Consider the following 18,657-nt stretch of genomic DNA (forward strand, 5'->3'; position numbering starts at 1 on the left):
ATCTTCCAAATGCTTCGCCCCTACTAACAACAACTTTGAGAATGACTGGAAAAATCACATATCTAGCCTACAATAGAGGTGGCGGAGACAAATGTTTCCGTTCACTCCTCACACCACACTCCGCCCGGACTAATGTTCGGGCGGTTCCTTATGGTCTGCATTAGTTTTCTAGTTTTTTTGCAAATGTATATCCTTTATCTCTAAGAGGATGTTTTTGCTATGGTAGAATTTTCACCAAGCTCAGAAATATCTCATGTAAAGGTTTTTAGGTATGTCAGCAGCGACAAACGTTACAGATGCAAGTTTTAAGGTAGATGTCCTCGAAAGTGAAGTTCCCGTATTAGTTGATTTTTGGGCCCCTTGGTGTGGTCCATGTCGTATGGTAGCTCCTGTTGTCGAAGAAATTGCCGAGCAGTACGAAGGACAAATTAAGGTTGTGAAAGTCAATACTGATGAAAATCCGAATATTGCTAGTCAGTACGGTATTCGCAGTATTCCTACATTAATGATTTTCAAAGATGGAGACAAGGTAGATATGGTTGTCGGTGCTGTACCTAAAACCACTTTAGCTACCACTTTGGAAAAGTATCTTTGAAGCCCAATAGACAACAAACTCTCCTTGAGTTATTCATTTACCGAAAAATTGGGTTTAAAGCCCCGTCGTTCTCCGACGGCTTTCAATTAATTAGTGTACCAATACACTATACTAATGATGGTGGAAAGGTAATCAACCACTTAAAAAACCTTGTCGTCGAAAGACACCTGAACCTTGACAATTAAATCTATGCGGTTCTACTGCATTGTTCACGTTTTCCTCCTAGCAGTAGGTAAAAGATTTATACCGAGCGTGACGACTCAGATTTTTGAACTATTTGTTTCAAACTAAACAGGACTTGCAGCAATGCAACTAGGGTAGGGCATACCCAAAGTTAACGCTTGGGGAGAGTCCCACCTCGCTCGCTAGGTAACGCAAGGAACCTAGTTTAAGTGGTCTCGTTGAACCAAGAATCCCCGTCGATTTATCGCGGGGAGTGTCAAGGGACGAAAATGTTGCTTTGCCTATATTTCTTAAATAATAGAAAAAGCCTGGTTTCAGTAACACTTTCGGACATTTCCGTTGTGATTGTTAGTCAAGTAAAGCTTAGTTACTGAGAAGCCTGTATTGTAATAATTACGGTCAATATAGGAAGTATCATGTAAAATAACGTAAGTTGCTAGTACGGTGAGGCAAACGTCAAAAAGCATATTACATCAGCCCTTTAGGGATTTTTAATTATTGTTAGTTGACCTACCCTTTACTGTATTAGCAACTTTGGTTAAAATATAATGCCATTATTGCGGCAGTAAGTATGACCTCTGAAGCGTCCTTTTCTTCATTAGATTCTCTTCAAGCGGATATTGCGGAATTAATAGACCGTTTACCGACACTAAAACATCGGCAATTTATTCAGCAGTCCCTATCTACAATTTTGCGTCTTGCTGATAGTGATATTGAACGTCTTGATTGGAAAATATTATCTGCTGCTTTAGCAGATATGGAATGTGGTTTCCAGTTATTTTATAACTACCGTCATGTGCGGAAAATTACTATTTTTGGTTCAGCGCGTCTAGCACCAGATACACCAGCATATCAAATGGCTCTGCAATTTAGTCGGGCTGTTTCCGCGCTAGGATTTATGATTATGACAGGTGGTGGTGGTGGGATTATGCAAGCTGGTCAAGAAGGCGCTGGGAGGGAAAATTCCTTTGGTTTAAATATTCAGTTACCTTTTGAGCAACAAGCTAACCCAATTATTGAAGGTGATCCTAAACTAATTAATTTTAAATACTTCTTTACTCGCAAGTTATTTCTTCTGAAAGAAAGTGATGCTGTGGCTTTGTTTCCTGGTGGTTTTGGCACTCAAGATGAGGCTTTTGAATGTATGACATTGAGCCAAACAGGTAAATTTGGTCCAGTTCCTTTGGTGTTAATTGATCAACCAGGGGGTGATTATTGGCGTTCTTGGAGTCAATATATTGATGAGAAATTGGTAAAAACAGGGCTTGTTAGTCCAGATGATCCGAGTTTGTACACTATTACAGATAATCTGGAAGTTGCCTGTAATGCTATTACTGGATTTTACCGAGTTTATCATTCTAGTCGTTATGTTGGTGACAAGTTGGTGATCCGGTTGCAAGAAGATTTATCAGATGCTCAAGTGGAATTACTTAATACTCAGTTCCGTGATATTTTGCTGACAGGTGAAATTGTGAAAAGCCAAGCATTACCACAGGAAGAACAAGATGAAACATCTAATTTGCCTCGGTTAGTTTTAAATTTTAATCAACGAGATTTAGGGCGTTTATATCAAATGATTGGGGTAATTAATCAGGTGGGTGTTCCCACTCCAGAGGAATTGGCACATCCAGAAAGGAAGTAACCTATACCAAGTTATTAATTAGCCAAAATATTTTATTCCTAATACATGAAACTTGCACTATGGGAATACCTGTGCTATTTTTCTGCAATGCTAGGGTTGTTCGCGTTAGGGTTGCGGAGCAATCAGCATTAAATCAAACAGATCAGTTGGGTTGCGCTGTCGCTTAAGCCAACCTACGAAAAATGGACAAGGTATTGCATAAGTAATAATTTTGGGAGAAACTTAACTCTGTTGACTCGGTGAATTATTACTTTATTATGACTCAATACTGATAAATATAATCAGGCTCGTATATTGGTATAAGTTGCTAAGAAAAGAGGGAATTAAAAGTTAAAAATAGTCTCACAATATAGCTTACGCTTACGAACTTAAAGAAAACTCTTACCAATTAACCAATACAGGAATTTAAATATGCTGGAATTATTAGGATCAGGTTTGTTTTCTCTATGGCTAGAAATGGCTAAGGTGCCAATTCAACCCTTAGAAGCCTTGAGTGTCTTGGCTTGGCAAGGTAGCTCTAACTTGATTCTTGTCCCTGATCCCAGCCCAGCAGGTGCTATTACAGTCCAAGAATATCTCAAGGGTTTAATCACATCAAAATTAATTGACCAAACTCTCATGTCCTCTCAGGGGATTTGGTTGCAGTCGGGACCAATGCTAATGGCTAATCATCAAGGGACTGTACCTTTATCCGCTGCTTCCTTAACTAAAGTTGCTACTTCGTTGGTAGCTTTTAAAGCTTGGGGACCCAATCACCAATTTGAGACTTTAGTTAGTAGCACTGGACCGTTAGTAAATGGGGTGGTGCAGGGTGATTTGGTGATTACTGGTAGTGGTGATCCGATGTTTGTGGGGGAGGAAGCGATCGCTCTGGGAAATACTCTGAATAAAATAGGTATTAAGCAAGTTAAGGGAAATCTGGTAATTACTGGGGCTTTTGCCATGAATTTCCAACGTCATCCCCTGCTTGCCGGTCAATTACTCAAACAAGCACTAAATCACCAAACTTGGTCGCGTTCTGTGGTTTTCCAATACTCAATTATGCCCAAAGGAACACCTAAACCCCAAGTGATTATTGCTGGTAATATTAAAGTGGAGCTTCAACCTAAAGTTGGGCAAACTTTACTGGTACGTCATCTTTCCTTACCTTTGCAAAAAATCATTAAGGAAATGAACGTTTTCAGTAATAACGATATTGCGGAAATGTTAGCCGATTCTGTGGGAGGGGCAGATGTAGTTAGCACCACAGCATCCCAACTTGCTAGATTCCCAAAGTCAGAAATTCTCTTGATTAATGGTTCTGGTTTAGGGAAAGAAAATCGAATCTCTCCCAGAGGTGTTTGTGCTATGTTCATGGCATTGCAAAGGGAAGCTAGTTCCTATCAGTTGACTTTGGCTGATTTATTTCCCACCTCTGGACTAGACCACCGAGGGACAATACATTCTCGACATATGCCAAAAGCGACTGTGATGAAAACCGGTACTCTCAATGATGTTAGTGCTTTAGCTGGAGTTGTCCCCACACGCGATCGCGGTTTGGTGTGGTTTACAATTATCAATCGTGGTGGAAATGTATCAGCTTTTCGGACTGAACAAGATAAACTTCTCCAACATTTAGAAAAAGAATTAGAAGTATCTACTGATATTCCGGCTACCCTCACACCTCATTTAGATAATTCTTTACCAAAATTTGGTGCAGCCAATCGCAATGAAGTTTTGTATAAAGGCTAGTTGTCAGTAGGGGCGAAGCATTTGGAAGATAAATTATCGGTCATTGCCAAAAATAGTTCTCCAAATGCTTCGCCCGTACAGTTGTCAGTTGTTAGGAAGAAGGGAGAAGAAGAAGATAATTTCTCCCCTACTCCCCCTACTCCCCCTACTCCCCCTACCTTCCTTCCTGGGGGATAATTTCTGTTACCACTCTGCGTCCAGAATTACCACCTTTGACAACAATATTTTCTGTTTCTAAATTACCGACGGCTGTTTCCCCTTGGAAAGTTAATTTTGGTTCAATTTGACGATAAACGATATTTCCCTGCGCTTCTAACAATTTTTTATCTAAATACCAAGTAAGTTGATTTGATTTTAAAGACTGACGACGTTGCCCAACTGCATTCACATTACCAGTGAGATATACCTTATTTTCTGGTATTTGCATTTGTCCCTGATTAGCAGTGACAGTGACATTTTCAGCAGATTGGAATATCCGAATGGGAGAATTTGTGGTGATATTTTCTTTCTTAATATTCCAGGTAATTGAGTTACTAATAATTTGTATCAATGGATCTAATAACTCTAATTTTGCCTGTGGTTGGAGAATGGCAATTTGAGTTTTTAAATTAATTTCTGCGGCATTACCGTTACCACGTCCAGTGATTTTGTTATCCTTATATCTTTCTATTTGGATTGGGCGATCGCTAAATAATTTCTCCTCCTTAATATGCCACATTAAATGATCAGTTCGCATTTGCAGCTGTGGATCTGTGGATTTTGCGAATACTCCCCCTGAAAATTCTACCCGTTGTTCACGAGTTTTGATCTTTGCTTCTTGAGCTACAGCTTGTAATTGTTTATGACTACCATTTAACTGATTGCGAACAATCAATAAATCTTCTTGAGGTCGCCATTCTAACTCATTACCTTGGAAAACAATCCCATTGCGGGGATCGGTAGCTACAATTTTACCTTTAAGAAAAAGTTGCTTACCATCTTGCTTAATATCAGCCTTATCTGCTTTAATTTGGTAGACAACTTTTCCATCTTGGTAAAGTTCTCCTTGAGGACTTTCTGCCTCACCAATTTGCTTATCTGTAGTGTATTTTGCTTCTTTGGCTTTAACTTTCCAAATTGGTTTCCCTACCTCATCAAACTGTTCTAAAGCCACACCGAAAAAAGTTAACTTAGTGTCATCCTCCTTTGGAGATGGATTATCAGTTTTTGATTGAGTTGGTGATGGATTACCGCAAGCAGACAAGCATAAACCTAAACACAAGATCAAAGGCAGATAAAACAAATTAGTTGGTAATCGCAACCCAAAAAATGAATAAAAGTGGGGAGAATGATTTTTAGATCCCCTTTGATGTTTTGCATCTTTTCTTCTATTCTCCCTACCTTGTGCATATTGCATTATTCTGGAACTTCTAAATGTCTGTGATTATCTCGATGATCGTCTAAAAAGCCCATACTAGACAATGGCCGATATGGATAACTTTGACGGGGAGTTTTTTGGATATCTTCTTTGATAGCTTCTAAATCAATATAGCGATCGCTCACATTAATTAAACTATCACTAGTCATAGAACGCAAACTCACCACCTCTACCCTCACACCACGATAGCTCACAGAATTGACAGCATAAGCCAAATCACCGTCACCGCTGACTAAAACTGCGGTATCATAGGAATCGCACAAAGCCATCATATCAACAGCTATTTCCACATCTAAGTTAGCTTTTTTAGAGCCATCTGGTAATTGCACCAAATCCTTAGCAATAACTCGATAACCATTGCGACGCATCCATAACAAAAAGCCCTGTTGCTTCTCATTTGTCCGATCTACACCTGTGTAGAAAAAAGCGCGTAACAGCCTTGATCCACCAGTTAACCGGCACAATAACTTAGTATAATCAATTTCGATTCCCAGTTGAAGCGCCGCATAAAATAAGTTTGAGCCATCAATAAAGATAGCCACCCGACCCCGATTTTCCAAAACTTGTTCTGGCGTAAATATTGAGTCGTTTTCAAAATTGTTCAACATTATTGTCATACCTTGTGTTGTTATCCCTGTGATGATAGAAATTTCTAACTATCTGCTTATTAGAGTTGCTAATGATAAGTCTCCGGGGCTAATACATCAGGAATCTTCAATCATCAGTAAAACTGTTTTGATTATTTACTTCCTTGATCTACTATTAAGATGTAATTAATAGCCCCGAATTCTTTGGTTTTTTAAGAAATTCGCAGTTCCCAAAATTAATCTTTTATTTTGATGTTTCTATCCGTTTAAAAACTGGTTTTGGTGTTCCCAATATTTGTTGATCGGATAATATTCCCCAGGTTGAGTGGGTACAAAAAGGAGCTAAAATTGCACTTTCTTTTTGTTCATTAAAATTGATCCCCCAGCCTAATTGCTGATAAATATCACTGCTGATATTAGGAATAATTGGGGATAGAAGATAAGCTGCTAATCTTACAGATTCCAGAACCGCATATAGCACCGCTTCCACTTCCTCCTGTTTACCTTGTTTATATAATGACCAAGGGGCTTGATCATCTATAAATTTATTACTGGCTTGTACCAGAGATAAAACATAGTGACAGGCTTCATTGAAAGCTAATGCTGTGTATGCTTGTTTCACCTTTTCTCCCAACTGTAACCCTATCGCTTTCAAAGGATTTTCCGATGGAATATCTGAATGGCTAATGGACGGTACTTGACTAGCGCAGTATTTCTTCACCATGTTTAAAGTCCGATTTAACAAATTACCTAAATCATTTGCTAAATCTGCATTCAAAACATTAATGAACCTAATTTCATTAAAATCGCCATCTTTCCCAAATTCGATTTCCTTAAGGAAGTAATAACGAACGGCATCACTACCATAATTTTCCACTAAAGCGATAGGATCAAGAGTATTACCTAAAGTCTTGCCCATTTTTTGACCATCTTTAGTTAAAAAACCATGTCCAAATACCCTGTCTGGTAAAGGTAATCCCGCTGACATCAACATTGCTGGCCAGTACACAGCATGAAAGCGTAAAATATCTTTACCAATCAAGTGCAGATTAATCGGCCACCATGTTTGTAAAGCATTAGCTAAGGTTGGTTCTGCATCTGGTTCTAACAATGCTGTAACATAACCTAGCAAAGCATCAAACCATACATACAATGTATGTTGAGAATCCACAGGTACGGGAAAACCCCAATCAAGATTTACCCGCGAAATCGAAAAATCCTGTAAACCTTGGGTGACAAAATTGAAAACTTCATTTCGTCTGCTGACAGGTTGGATAAAATCTGGGTGAGATTGATAAAATTCCTCCAACTGAGTTTGATATTTAGACAAGCGGAAGAAATAGTTCTGCTCATCTCGCCACTCTACTTGTTTGTTAGTATGAATGGGACAGTGTTTATCTGCGAGTAAATCCCGTTCTTCCTTAAACTCTTCACAGGAAACGCAGTACCAACCCTTTTGTTCTCCTTGGTAAATATCGCCATTTTCCCAAACCCGCTGGAAGAACTCTTTAACTATGGCTTGGTGACGGGGTGCTGTAGTTCGACTAAAGCGGTCATATTGAATATCGAGTAAATCCCACAATCTGACAAAACTGGGGACAATTTCATCACAAAAATCCTGTGGTGGTTTTCCTAAACTCGCTGCTGAACGCTGAATTTTTTGACCATGTTCATCTGTACCTGTAATTAGTAGCACCTGATGCCCCTGCAAGCGATTAAATCTGGCTACTACATCCGCTGCTATAGTTGTATAAGCACTGCCAATATGGGGGACATCATTGACATAGTATAGTGGTGTGGTCAGTGCAAAAGTCTTTTCTGTTTTATTCACAAGATTCATGGACAATAAAAGCAAATTATTATTAATCAGTTTTCTCTATTAATAATCTAGATTATCTAGACAAAACTACGCAATTATATAACATTGCTACTGTTTTTTCCAAACTCCTTCTGGATGATAACAAGTTTATGGACTGAAGAATTGTTTAATTACTTCTATAAATTCACCTGATTTCTGGCCAAATCAGCGAAAGTATTTACTAATTAATAATCATGGTAAAACCTGTTTCTTGCATTGGTAGTTACAGGGAATACACTAACTGAAACTCTAGCGATATAAATAATTGTGTGGATATAATTCCCATATCAGATTCTCCCAGTAATAGTTGACAAAACTGTTAAGCATTAAGCGTTAAGCTAACAGCTTTAAAGGTGAAAATACAGAAAATTAACCATAATTTCCTGGGTGTAAGCTGTAACTTCCAGAAAATAAATATTTCCTTTTCTTTGTTATTCCTGCTTTTGGCTGACTGCTGATAGTTGAATACAGCACCAATCTGACACTATTGCCAGTGAGGAGGATTTAACGCTTTCACATACTTATATATGATGAATACAAATCGCCATAAATTCTGTAATCATGGTTTCAGAGTGGGTTATTTTTTATGTGGAAAGGTTGATTTTAGACAAAGCAAAAAGGATAAAAATTTCGTCACAATCCCTATCTGGATAACGGAAAGGGTAAAGTTAAAGATAGAGTAGACGAATAAAAATCAGCAAAATGCCAGCAGTTGATCCTCAACCTTGTTTTTTAACTCCAAAACCAGTACAATCAAATTCCCCTTTATTCATCTATTTACCAGGAATGGATGGGAGTGGTGAATTATTGCAAACCCAAATCTCTGAATTAGCCTCTTGTTTAGATATTCGCTGCTTGGCTATACCCAAGAACTATCTTGCGACTTGGGACGTTTTAGCAAGGAATGTTTTGGACTTGATTCACGCTGAATTGGAAACAAGCTGTCAACGCCCAATATACCTATGTGGTGAATCTTTTGGTGGTTGTTTAGCAATGCAAGTCGCAATTCAATCACCGCAGTTATTTAAACGGATTATTTTAATTAATCCCGCTTCATCTTTGCACCAGCAATTCTGGTTTAATTGGATATCCCAGATGACTCAGTTTGTGCCATCATCCCTATTTAATCTGGGTGCATTAGGGTTATTACCGTTTCTGGCATCATTAGCACGGATTTCTCAAAGCGATCGCTATAGACTGCTTACAGCTATGCGTTCCCTGCCCTCAGCAACGGTAAACTGGCGTTTATCATTGCTGCGAGATTTCCACGTTGATAAAAACGATTTACAACGGCTAACACAAGAAATTTTACTCATTGGGAGTGGTAGCGATCTTTTATTGCCTTCCGTCAGTGAAATCGCCAGATTAGCGGAGATATTACCAAATAATCGGACATTTCTCCTCCCAAATAGCGGTCATGCTTGTTTACTAGAGAAAGATGTGAATCTCTATCAAATTCTCAAAGATAACGATTTTTTAGAATTTAATATTAATACACCAAAATTTATCACATCAACAGCAAGTTCCATGATCACCAAGTCTATGTGAAGCTTAATTACGTTACTACAGGGGCAATTCATGTACCTGGCTTTCTGAAGAAATTGCCCCTATAATCTGTAATTACTATCGGTGGGTTTTCCCACTTCCCACAGTATTCTGTAAGATCCGTTTGCCTTTGGGAGATGAATACCCAGTATTTTTAGAGGTTTGTATTGCCTCTTTGACAAGGGTAGCTAGTTCTTCTAACTGGCTAATCGCTTCCGCACCTTCTAATTTCATTAGCACTTATTTTCGTTGCTTGTATTTTTGTCTCCATTTCAAATAAACCTCATATCATATAACATAGATTGAGATTAACGCAACTAGTAAACATACTTAGTTAATATATTACTTTTAGTATATATATATTTTTAATCTCCGCTATAACACTGATCTTAATATGAGAGAAGCTGGTTTTCAGAAAGTATAATATTTTGTCAGAATCAGGATAACCAGGATTAGAGGATTAACAGGATGGTTATTTGATAATTACTAGACGTGAATAATGTATTTATTCTTCCATCTCACTTTATAAATATTCACTTTTATCTATACCAATCATCAACAACTAACCAATAATCAAACAATCACATCCTGTACATCCTTTAATCCTGGACATCCTGATTCTGACAATAATATGCTATTTTGAATATAGGATACATCAAAGTAACCATTAACTCAGAGTAATTGTTGATTAAAAATTATGCTAAATCAACCTATTTCCACTGTTTTAACCCAAGTACAGCAAAACTTAAAACAACTTTATGGAGAACAGTTAGAAAAACTAATTTTATATGGTTCACAAGCTAGAGGAACAGCACAACCAGATTCAGATATTGATATTTTAATTGTGTTAAAAGATGTTTTTAACTATTCTCAAGAAAGTGAAAAAATTAGTCAATTAATCGCTGATTTGTGTTTAGAATATAATGTTTTAATTAGTTGTGCTTTTGCTAATTCTGAACAATTAGAAAATCATGATAGTGGTTTTTTTCGTAATGTTAGAAAAGATGGTTTAGTAATATGAATCCTGAACAACAAAGATTGTTAGAAAAAGCTGAGAGGAGTTTACAAGCAGCAGTAGAACTTAACCAAAAAGGTTTTGCTGAATTTGCTGCTTCTCGTGGATATTATGCCATGTTTTATATTGCTACGGCTTTTTTAGAAGGGGAAGGACTGGCTTATTCTAAACATTCAGCCGTTATTGCTGCTTTTGGAGAAAAATTTGCCCGAACAGAACGAGTTCCTCGTGAATTTCATCGCTATTTAATTGATGCAGAAAGAACTCGTTTACGAGGTGATTATAATACTGATCCTAATATTACAGAAGATGATGCGGATCTGATTATTCAAAGAACTATAGAAATTCTGAATTTTGCCAAAGCGAATATTGATTGTTTATAAATTGAGGCTATTTTGTCTGAATCAGGATAACCAGGATTATAGGATTAACAGGATGATTATTTGATGATTACTAGACGTGAATCATGTATTGATTATTACACTAATTTGATAACAATTAACCTTTCTCCATCCTAATCATCAACAACTAACCAATAATTAAACAATCACATCCTGTACATCCTTAAATCCTGGACATCCTGATTCTGACAATAATATGCTATTTTAGATACAGCATACATGAAACCAACGATTAACGAATCATGAATCATCCACAACAACCGCGAGAATACGATGCTGTGCTTGGTGGTAATAGTCCATCACTAGAAGGTGCAGCCGTTTTAGGTGGTATTGAAGGGGTAAAATTGCGGTTACAAAATCCAGATGCAAAGGTGAGAATTGCTGCTCTTGAGCAAGCATTGAATTATGGAGAACAGGGGTTAGATTTAGTAATTGCAGGTTTAAAAGATAAGTCTTGGGATATTCAAAATGCGGCTTATTTAATATTAAATTCTAGAACAGAAACAAGAATTAAGCAAATATTACAAAAGCCTAATCTAGAAGGTTTAAAACTAGAACAAATCGAAGTAGTCACAGTCGTCGACGAATTTGACGACGAATTTGACGACGAATTTGACGAATTTATCTTCAAATCCGATAAAGTCGGCGAATTTCAATATGAAATCGGCGAATATCAATTTATTATTCACCGTCAGCCGCGTATAGCTAGATATTTTATGGAAGATTTGGGTAATGGTGTTACCTTGGAAATGGCTGTAATTCCTGGTGGTACTTTTATGATGGGTTCACCGGAAAATGAAGAGGGAAGAAGTGATAATGAAAGTCCCCAGCATCAAGTGACAGTTCCTAGTTTCTTTATGGGAAAATATCCAGTAACACAGGCACAATATCAAGCTATTATGGGAACTAACCCTTCTTTTTTTAAAGGTAGTAATCGCCCTGTTGAATGCGTTAGTTGGAATGATGCGGTTAAATTCTGTAAACTGTTAAGCGAAAGAACAGGAAAAACCTACAGATTACCTAGTGAAGCTGAATGGGAATATGCTTGTAGAGCCGGAACTACCACACCATTTCACTTTGGAGAGACAATTACAACGCATTTGGCTAACTATCATTACGATAATGGTAACGATAGTTATACTTATGGCGTTGGGAACGATAGTTATATTTATGGCAATGGGATTGAAGGAATTACAACAGTAGTAGGCAGCTTTGGAGTAACTAACAATTTTGGATTATATGATATGCACGGCAATGTATCGGAGTGGTGTCAAGATAATTGGCATAGTAATTATAAAGGTGCGCCTACAGATGGAAGCGCATGGTTAAATAATATCATATCAAGTAGTGATGAATATCTGATGCGCGGTGGTTCGTGGCTTTTCGGTTCTCTTACTTGCCGTTCTGCTTATCGCGACAGCAACTTCCTCGACGACGGCAACAATATCGGTTTTCGGGTTGTATGTAGTGGTGCGGTGGGGACTTAGTATCACTATGCGCTTTTACCCTCTTGCTCTTTTCTTGTCTTATCTATTTCGCGTAGCGAGAATTTTTTGTCTGAATCAGGATGTCCAGGATTAAAGGATTTACAGGATTGTAATTTGATGATTGATAGATGAGATTCATATATTTATTCTTCCATCTCACTTCATAAATATTCACTTTCCTCCATACTAATCATCAACAACTAACCAATAATCAAACAATCACATCCTGTACATCCTCAAATCCTGGTTATCCTGATTCTGACAATAATCTTCCATCTCACTTCATAAATATTTCACTTTCCTCTATACTAATCATCAACAACTAACGCCATAATCAAACAATCACATCCTGTACATCCTCAAATCACAGACAAATTAAAATATGAAGAAATATTAGCCGGATTAAAGAATAGTAAATATCCTTTACTTAAGAATAAAGATAAGTTAACGCAAGAGCAATTGGATAAACTTATTCAAGTAAAAAATGTCTCGCCAATTTTGAAAGAAATGCACGAATTCAAAGAAAAGATTAGGAAGATTTTTAATAACACAAATGATTGGTATACAGGAGTTTTTAAACTAGGTATGTGGTTATCGAGTTTAATTGATGGTAATAGGCGGGATTTTAACACTGAAGATATTTTAGCGGCGGTGTCGGAAACTGTTCCTTTGGCGGCTATTGCTAAGGAACAAATTACTAGTTTAAAACGCTGGGCTGCGGAAGCTGGCGCAAGAACGGCTTCTATTGATACGCTGTTAATTGAGGAGTTGAAGGTTTATTCTCAGCAGCAGGGTTTGGGTCCTTTGGAGGTGGATTAAATAATAAAAGAAAACGAACCGCAGAGGCGCGGAGGACGCGGAGGGAAGAGGTTTTGGAGAGATTTTTCGTAGGAGTTGATTTTTTATGTCTCATTTTACAACTATCAAGGTGCAAATTAAGCAGGGTGAAGTTTTGCTTCAAGTATTAAAGGAGTTGGGTTATCAGGTTGAACAAAATACTCAGGTTCGGGGTTATATGGGTGATACAATTAATGCTGAATATGTGATTAAGCAATCTAATGGTTATGATTTGGGTTTTCGTCAAAATGGAGAAGGTTATGAGTTAGTGGCTGATTTTTGGGGTGCGAAAATTAATCAGCAGGAGTTTATTAATAATATTAGTCAAAAGTACGCCCATAAAACTTTGATGGAAACCATACAAACTGAGGGTTTTAGTGTGGAAGAAGAGGAAGTTTTAGAGGATGGTACGGTGCGGGTTTTAGTTGGTAGATGGGTTTAAATAAGATCCCCGACTTCTTTTTAAGATTTTATCAATAAATGATTAAATAAGGTAAGAAGTCGGGGATCTGAGGACAAAAGGAAAAATCATTATGGCTGAATATCAAAAAGTTGAATATCGCATTGGTAAAGATGGTAAAATTGTGGAACGGGTTTTAAATGCAATCGGTTCTAGTTGTGTGGAAACAACAAAAGGGTTAGAAAAGTCCTTGGGAGAAATAGAATCTCAGGAATTGTTACCGGAATATTATCAAGATGATGAGTTAATTACCACTTCCGAAAATCAATCCTTACAACAGCAGTAAACCATAAATACTCGTTCCTTGTCTCTGACAAGGAATGCAGTATAGAGGCTCTGCCTCTTCTGATAAAATAGAGGTAGAACCTCTAGGATTGCATTCCCAGTCTGGAGACTGGGAACGAGAAACGAGAATTGCATTCCCAGTCTGGAGACTGGGAACGAGAATCAAACCAGCTACATAAACAAATAATATGCTAGAACAAATTAATCAAGTTGCTTTTGCTGTAATTCTCGTAATCATTGTTTATATCATTCTGCGGTTTTTATTCCCAGCAAATAATCAAAATACATCTATTAATAATCAACCTGTAACTTCTCCAGACACAGAACAGAAAATCAAAGATTTAGAAATTCAATGTCAACGACTCAGGGAGGAATTAAAACAACAATCTCAACAATTACAAACTGATTTTCAACAGGAAACTTTCACCCAATTACAAACTTTACTCAGCAATTATCCCACAGTTAAAAAAATGGCTTTAGCTAAACCTGAATTACCTGCTAAAAACCTAACTTTCCTATTTACATCTTTAGATAATTTAATTACCAATTGGGGTTATACTGCTATTGGTGAAACTTGGAAACAGGTTAATTATAATCCCCAATTACATCAAGCTGATAGTGATGATATTCAAGAAGGGGAATTAGTATATATTCGTTTTATTGGTTATCAAAATGGTGATAAAGTTCTCTATCCTGCAAAAGTTAGTCGCACTCTACCCGGAGGATTTGATAATAATTAAATATAAATCTGTTAGCTTCCTTACCCGCCCAGAAATGAATTTTTGGGCTAATAGTTAAAGTAAACTAAAGTTTACTAAAAATTTTTGAGCTATTTAGTCATCTTTAGATGACTTTAGCTATGAGACTGGGAATTCATTCCCAGGCGGTATTTCTGACTCCTGACTCCTCAAATTATGACAACTATCGCAATTGATTTTGGTACAAGTAATACTGTAATTAGTATTTTAGAAGCTGATACTCAATTACCTAAAAGTTTACGTTTTCCTAATTTATCCCGTTTGTTTTTGGGTGTCAATCCTCAAGGTGAAAGATTAGAATATCCCGTTATTCCTAGTTTAATGTTTATTAAATCAGGTAATAATATCATATTAGGTGAAGGTGTGAGAAGTCAAAGATTAGGACTTTCTCAAAGTTATCCTCCTGAAAGATTATTTAAAAAGTTTAAACGCGATTTAGCTGGAGATTATCAACCACCAGCAATCCAAATTGATGGGATAAATTATAATGCTATTTCTGTTTCTGAGTTGTTTATCCAAACTATTTGGACAGAAATAAAAAGGCAAAATATCCAACCTAGTCATTTAATTTTTACTGTTCCTGTTGGTGCTTTTGAACGTTATTTAGATTGGTTTCGAGATTTGGGGACAAAATTAAATGTTTCTCAAGTATCAGTTATAGATGAATCTACAGCAGCAGCTTTAGGATATGCTGTAAAACGCCCTGGTAAGTTAATTTTAGTAGTAGATTTTGGTGGGGGAACTCTCGATTTGAGTTTGGTTAAAACTGTGAATAATTCTCATGAAAATAACAGTTTACGCGCTGAGGTTTTAGCTAAGTCGGAAGCTTATGTAGGTGGTGAAGATATTGATGTTTGGATAGTTGATGATTATTTACGTTCTCAAAATCTAACACCAGAACAAGTTGGGAAAATTGGTTATCAAAATTTATTAGAAATTGCGGAAAGGTTAAAAATTCAATTATCAAAAAATCAATCCGTGGCTGAAAGTTGGTTTGATGATGAATCTTTTATGTCTTATGAATTAAAAATCAATCGTGAAAAATTAGAGGAGATTTTAGAATATAGACAGTTTTTACAACAGTTACGAGATACCTTAGATGAAGTTTTAGCTTCTGCTTTGCGAAAGGGTATTAGTAAAAATGATATTGAACAAGTTTTATTAGTGGGAGGAAGTTGTTTAATTCCCGCAGTTCAACAATTAATTATTTCCTATTTTGGTAAAAATAAAGTAAAATTAGATAAACCTTTTGATGCTGTGTGTCATGGTGCATTAGCAATAACGCAGATTACCGAAATAGATGATTTTCTCCGTCATAGTTACGCGATTCGTTTATGGGAAAATTATAGCAAAAGTTATATTTATCATCGCTTATTTACCAAAGGTGAAAAATATCCTTGTCAACGTCAAGAATGGTTAAATCTGCAAGTTGCAAATAATGGACAAAAAGAGATTCGTTTAGATATTGGTGAATTAGGTGATATGTCACAAACAGAAATTGCGTTTGATGCTTCGGGAAGAATGACTTCTAGCACTCTCCAACATCAAGAAAGTTACCGTTCCCTAGATAATCAAAATCAACAGGTTTGTGTGGCAAAACTTAACCCACTAGGTGAAGCAGGAATGGATAGAATATCGGTGTTATTTGAGGTAGATTCTCGACGGATTTTATTAGCAACTGTGAAGGATTTATTGACGGGAAAAGTTCTAATTAATAGGGGAGAAATTTATAAGTTGACATAAATAAAATAATACAAGTGTTCCTATGATAAGAAATGCAATGCTTCTATAATTTTAATCATATCTATAATAATATAATTATATTGTTACTTAACTTTTTTGACAAGATCAATTACTATTGATGGTTGCGTAGTCGAAAACAAATCAATTTTATAAAACTTGCATTTGTGAGACAATTTCTCTGTTCAATTAAAAATAATTGTTAAATCTATGAGCAATCAAGGTTCTATTCCCGTTATCGTTAACGGTGCTGCTGGTAAAATGGGACGTGAAGTAATTAAAGCAGTAGCCCAAGCGTCTGATTTGATTTTAATGGGTGCAATTGACACAACTCCCGAACATCAAGGTAAAGACGCGGGGGAATTAGCGGGTTTAAGTGAACCCTTGGAAGTACCAATTACCAATCAATTAGAGCCAATGTTGGGGTATGTGGCTGGGGAAAGACAGATGCAACCGGGGGTATTAGTTGATTTTACCCATCCTGATGCAGTTTATAATAATATTCGCAGTGCGATCGCCTATGGAATTCGTCCAGTGGTGGGAACTACAGGTTTAAGTCCCGCACAACTGGAAGAATTAGCCGATTTTGCGGAAAAAGCCAGTACCGGTTGTTTAGTTATTCCTAACTTTTCCATTGGTATGGTATTACTCCAAGAAGCCGCTGTGAGAGCTTCCCAGTATTTTGATCATGTAGAAATTATCGAACTCCATCATAACCAAAAAGCAGATGCTCCCAGCGGTACAGCCATTCAAACAGCCCAATTATTAGGCGAATTGGGTAAAACCTTTAACACTGCTATTGTGGAAGAAACGGAGAAAATAGCCGGAGCTAGAGGCAGTTTAGCAGACGAAGGGATTAGAATTCATAGTATCCGCTTACCAGGGCTCATTGCCCACCAAGAAGTGATTTTCGGCGCAGCAGGGCAAATTTACACCTTACGTCATGATACCAGCGATCGCGCCTGTTATATGCCAGGAGTATTATTAGCCATCCGCAAAGTTAATCAGCTAAAGTCATTAGTATATGGATTAGAAAAAATACTTTAAAAGCAAGGAGTCAGGAGTCAGGAGTCAGGAGTCAGAATAATAATAAATATAGAGAGAAGTGAAATTTTCTCAACCTCATCAAAGTTGACTCCAAAAGCCATTATTATCTTGACTTCCATATTCTCTATTCTGAATCCTTACCTTGAAAATTGCGATTTTTCCATCTCCAAGCCAAAAGCCAAAAATATGCTCGTTCCCCTAACTCGCCAAAAATTTGAACAAATCATTCCCCTGGTTGCCTCTGGACCACAATATAAATACTATTGGGGAAAGTTAAGCAATTTTGTGCAGCGGATACTAATTTCTGTAGTTACCTTAGCTGTGCTATTGCTCATGCAATTCTTGTTTAGATTGGAATTTGGGTTAATCTTCTTTTTTGGAGTATTTGGTGCGTTCTTTTGGCTTTGGTATCCCGTATTTCAAGCAAGTATCCGCAATGGAAAATGCCGCCGTTATAAATACAGTGGCTTTTTCCGGGGAAGAGTGCTAGATTGGTGGATTACAGATAAGTTAATGGGCAAACAGGAAACCGTTAACGGTAAAGGTGAGTTAGTCATCATCGAAAACCGCGAAAAGCGCATTAACTTAGAAATAGGCGACGACACAGGATTTAGTGTGGAGTTTGAAGCCCCATTACGCAACGCCCACAAAGTCATTTCTCGTGGTCAAATAGCTGAAATGGTGGTTATGTCAAATAGTTCTGATTTAAGCACAATTGAAGAATTCAGCGATATATATATTCCTAGTCGTGATCTATGGGTAAGCGATTATCCTTATGTCCGCAAAGACTTTTTTAATGAAGTTAGTGTCCGCTTGCGTGCAAACCAGGAAAGAAAACCCCGCCGCCGTTCACCGAAGACAGGGAAGTAGGTGATTGGTGATTGGTGATTGGTGATTGGTGATTGGTGATTGGTGATTGGTGATTGGTCATTGGTGATTGGTAATTGGTGATTGGTGATTGGTGATTGGTGATTGGTGATTGGTGATTGGTAATTGGTAATTGGTGATTGGTGATTGGTGATTGGTGATTGGTCATTGGTAATTGGTGATTGGTGATTGGTGATTGGTC

At 37.2% G+C, this 18,657-nt stretch carries 18 protein-coding genes and 2 pseudogenes; 15 read left to right on the forward strand and 5 right to left on the reverse strand.

Annotated elements, in window-relative coordinates:
- Positions 1-271: 271 nt before the first annotated feature.
- The 4 genes from trxA to FJR06_RS02445 all read left to right on the forward strand — a co-directional run bounded on the left by trxA (position 272) and on the right by FJR06_RS02445 (position 4,328).
- On the forward strand, positions 272-595 hold the full coding sequence (gene trxA, locus FJR06_RS02430) for a thioredoxin (RefSeq protein ID WP_015079070.1): 324 nt from the start codon (positions 272-274) through the stop codon (positions 593-595).
- Positions 596-1,349: 754 nt separating this feature from the next.
- Complete coding sequence (locus FJR06_RS02435; RefSeq protein WP_168650624.1) at positions 1,350-2,420, forward strand: LOG family protein; 1,071 nt, start codon at positions 1,350-1,352, stop codon at positions 2,418-2,420.
- A 411-nt stretch (positions 2,421-2,831) separates the two neighbouring features.
- Entirely contained in the window at positions 2,832-4,151 is a 1,320-nt protein-coding gene (locus tag FJR06_RS02440; protein ID WP_168650625.1) for a D-alanyl-D-alanine carboxypeptidase, read from the forward strand.
- A complete protein-coding gene (locus FJR06_RS02445; RefSeq protein WP_168650623.1) occupies positions 4,152-4,328 on the forward strand; it encodes a hypothetical protein in 177 nt (58 codons plus the stop codon). It begins immediately after the preceding gene.
- On the opposite strand, the gene lptC is transcribed toward FJR06_RS02445, so the two are convergent.
- From lptC to metG, 3 genes are all read right to left on the reverse strand, one after another.
- Positions 4,306-5,547 (reverse strand): LPS export ABC transporter periplasmic protein LptC, encoded by a 1,242-nt coding sequence (gene lptC / locus FJR06_RS02450; protein ID WP_015079067.1) that lies wholly within the window; start codon positions 5,545-5,547, stop codon positions 4,306-4,308. The two genes, FJR06_RS02445 and lptC, sit on opposite strands and share 23 nt — an antisense overlap.
- On the reverse strand, positions 5,547-6,176 hold the full coding sequence (locus tag FJR06_RS02455) for an NYN domain-containing protein (RefSeq protein ID WP_041457738.1): 630 nt from the start codon (positions 6,174-6,176) through the stop codon (positions 5,547-5,549). Before FJR06_RS02455 ends, lptC begins: the two co-directional genes overlap by 1 nt.
- A 223-nt stretch (positions 6,177-6,399) precedes the next feature.
- Entirely contained in the window at positions 6,400-7,995 is a 1,596-nt protein-coding gene (gene metG / locus FJR06_RS02460) for a methionine--tRNA ligase (RefSeq protein ID WP_168650626.1), read from the reverse strand.
- 720 nt (positions 7,996-8,715) lie between these two features.
- Between metG and FJR06_RS02465 the strand changes: the two genes are divergently transcribed.
- A complete protein-coding gene (locus FJR06_RS02465; protein ID WP_148760761.1) occupies positions 8,716-9,561 on the forward strand; it encodes an alpha/beta fold hydrolase in 846 nt (281 codons plus the stop codon).
- 75 nt (positions 9,562-9,636) lie between these two features.
- On the opposite strand, the pseudogene FJR06_RS02470 reads toward FJR06_RS02465, so the two are convergent.
- Positions 9,637-9,795 (reverse strand): annotated as a pseudogene (locus FJR06_RS02470) (DUF1815 domain-containing protein); the annotation flags it as partial.
- A gap of 460 nt (positions 9,796-10,255) precedes the next feature.
- Between FJR06_RS02470 and FJR06_RS02475 the strand changes: the two are divergent.
- The 10 genes and pseudogenes from FJR06_RS02475 (at position 10,256) to FJR06_RS02525 (ending at position 18,458) form a co-directional block, all read left to right on the forward strand.
- Positions 10,256-10,579, forward strand: coding sequence for a nucleotidyltransferase domain-containing protein (locus tag FJR06_RS02475; protein WP_015079060.1), 324 nt, complete (start codon positions 10,256-10,258; stop codon positions 10,577-10,579).
- Positions 10,576-10,956 (forward strand): HEPN domain-containing protein, encoded by a 381-nt coding sequence (locus tag FJR06_RS02480; protein ID WP_168650628.1) that lies wholly within the window; start codon positions 10,576-10,578, stop codon positions 10,954-10,956. The genes FJR06_RS02475 and FJR06_RS02480 overlap by 4 nt, the downstream gene beginning before the upstream one ends.
- A 260-nt stretch (positions 10,957-11,216) precedes the next feature.
- Entirely contained in the window at positions 11,217-12,461 is a 1,245-nt protein-coding gene (locus tag FJR06_RS24845; RefSeq protein ID WP_168650630.1) for an SUMF1/EgtB/PvdO family nonheme iron enzyme, read from the forward strand.
- Positions 12,462-12,830: 369 nt separating this feature from the next.
- Positions 12,831-13,280: pseudogene (locus tag FJR06_RS24180) on the forward strand (transposase); the annotation flags it as partial.
- An 85-nt stretch (positions 13,281-13,365) separates the two neighbouring features.
- Positions 13,366-13,740, forward strand: coding sequence for a DUF1257 domain-containing protein (locus FJR06_RS02500; RefSeq protein ID WP_168632997.1), 375 nt, complete (start codon positions 13,366-13,368; stop codon positions 13,738-13,740).
- A 91-nt stretch (positions 13,741-13,831) separates the two neighbouring features.
- Positions 13,832-14,044, forward strand: coding sequence for a DUF2997 domain-containing protein (locus tag FJR06_RS02505; protein WP_015079055.1), 213 nt, complete (start codon positions 13,832-13,834; stop codon positions 14,042-14,044).
- Between the two features lie 187 nt (positions 14,045-14,231).
- A complete protein-coding gene (locus tag FJR06_RS02510) occupies positions 14,232-14,783 on the forward strand; it encodes a nucleotide exchange factor GrpE (protein ID WP_168650632.1) in 552 nt (183 codons plus the stop codon).
- Positions 14,784-14,957: 174 nt separating this feature from the next.
- Complete coding sequence (locus FJR06_RS02515; protein ID WP_015079053.1) at positions 14,958-16,544, forward strand: Hsp70 family protein; 1,587 nt, start codon at positions 14,958-14,960, stop codon at positions 16,542-16,544.
- Between the two features lie 207 nt (positions 16,545-16,751).
- A complete protein-coding gene (gene dapB, locus FJR06_RS02520) occupies positions 16,752-17,588 on the forward strand; it encodes a 4-hydroxy-tetrahydrodipicolinate reductase (protein ID WP_168650634.1) in 837 nt (278 codons plus the stop codon).
- A 186-nt stretch (positions 17,589-17,774) separates the two neighbouring features.
- Positions 17,775-18,458, forward strand: coding sequence for a phosphate ABC transporter permease (locus FJR06_RS02525; protein WP_168650636.1), 684 nt, complete (start codon positions 17,775-17,777; stop codon positions 18,456-18,458).
- Here the strand turns inward: FJR06_RS02525 and FJR06_RS23900 are convergent.
- Positions 18,391-18,657 (reverse strand): hypothetical protein (locus FJR06_RS23900; RefSeq protein ID WP_217359756.1); only part of this gene is annotated, 267 nt, incomplete at its 5' end. The genes FJR06_RS02525 and FJR06_RS23900 overlap by 68 nt on opposite strands.

This window comes from Dolichospermum sp. UHCC 0352 (assembly GCF_009711925.1).
Taxonomy (GTDB): domain Bacteria; phylum Cyanobacteriota; class Cyanobacteriia; order Cyanobacteriales; family Nostocaceae; genus Dolichospermum; species Dolichospermum lemmermannii.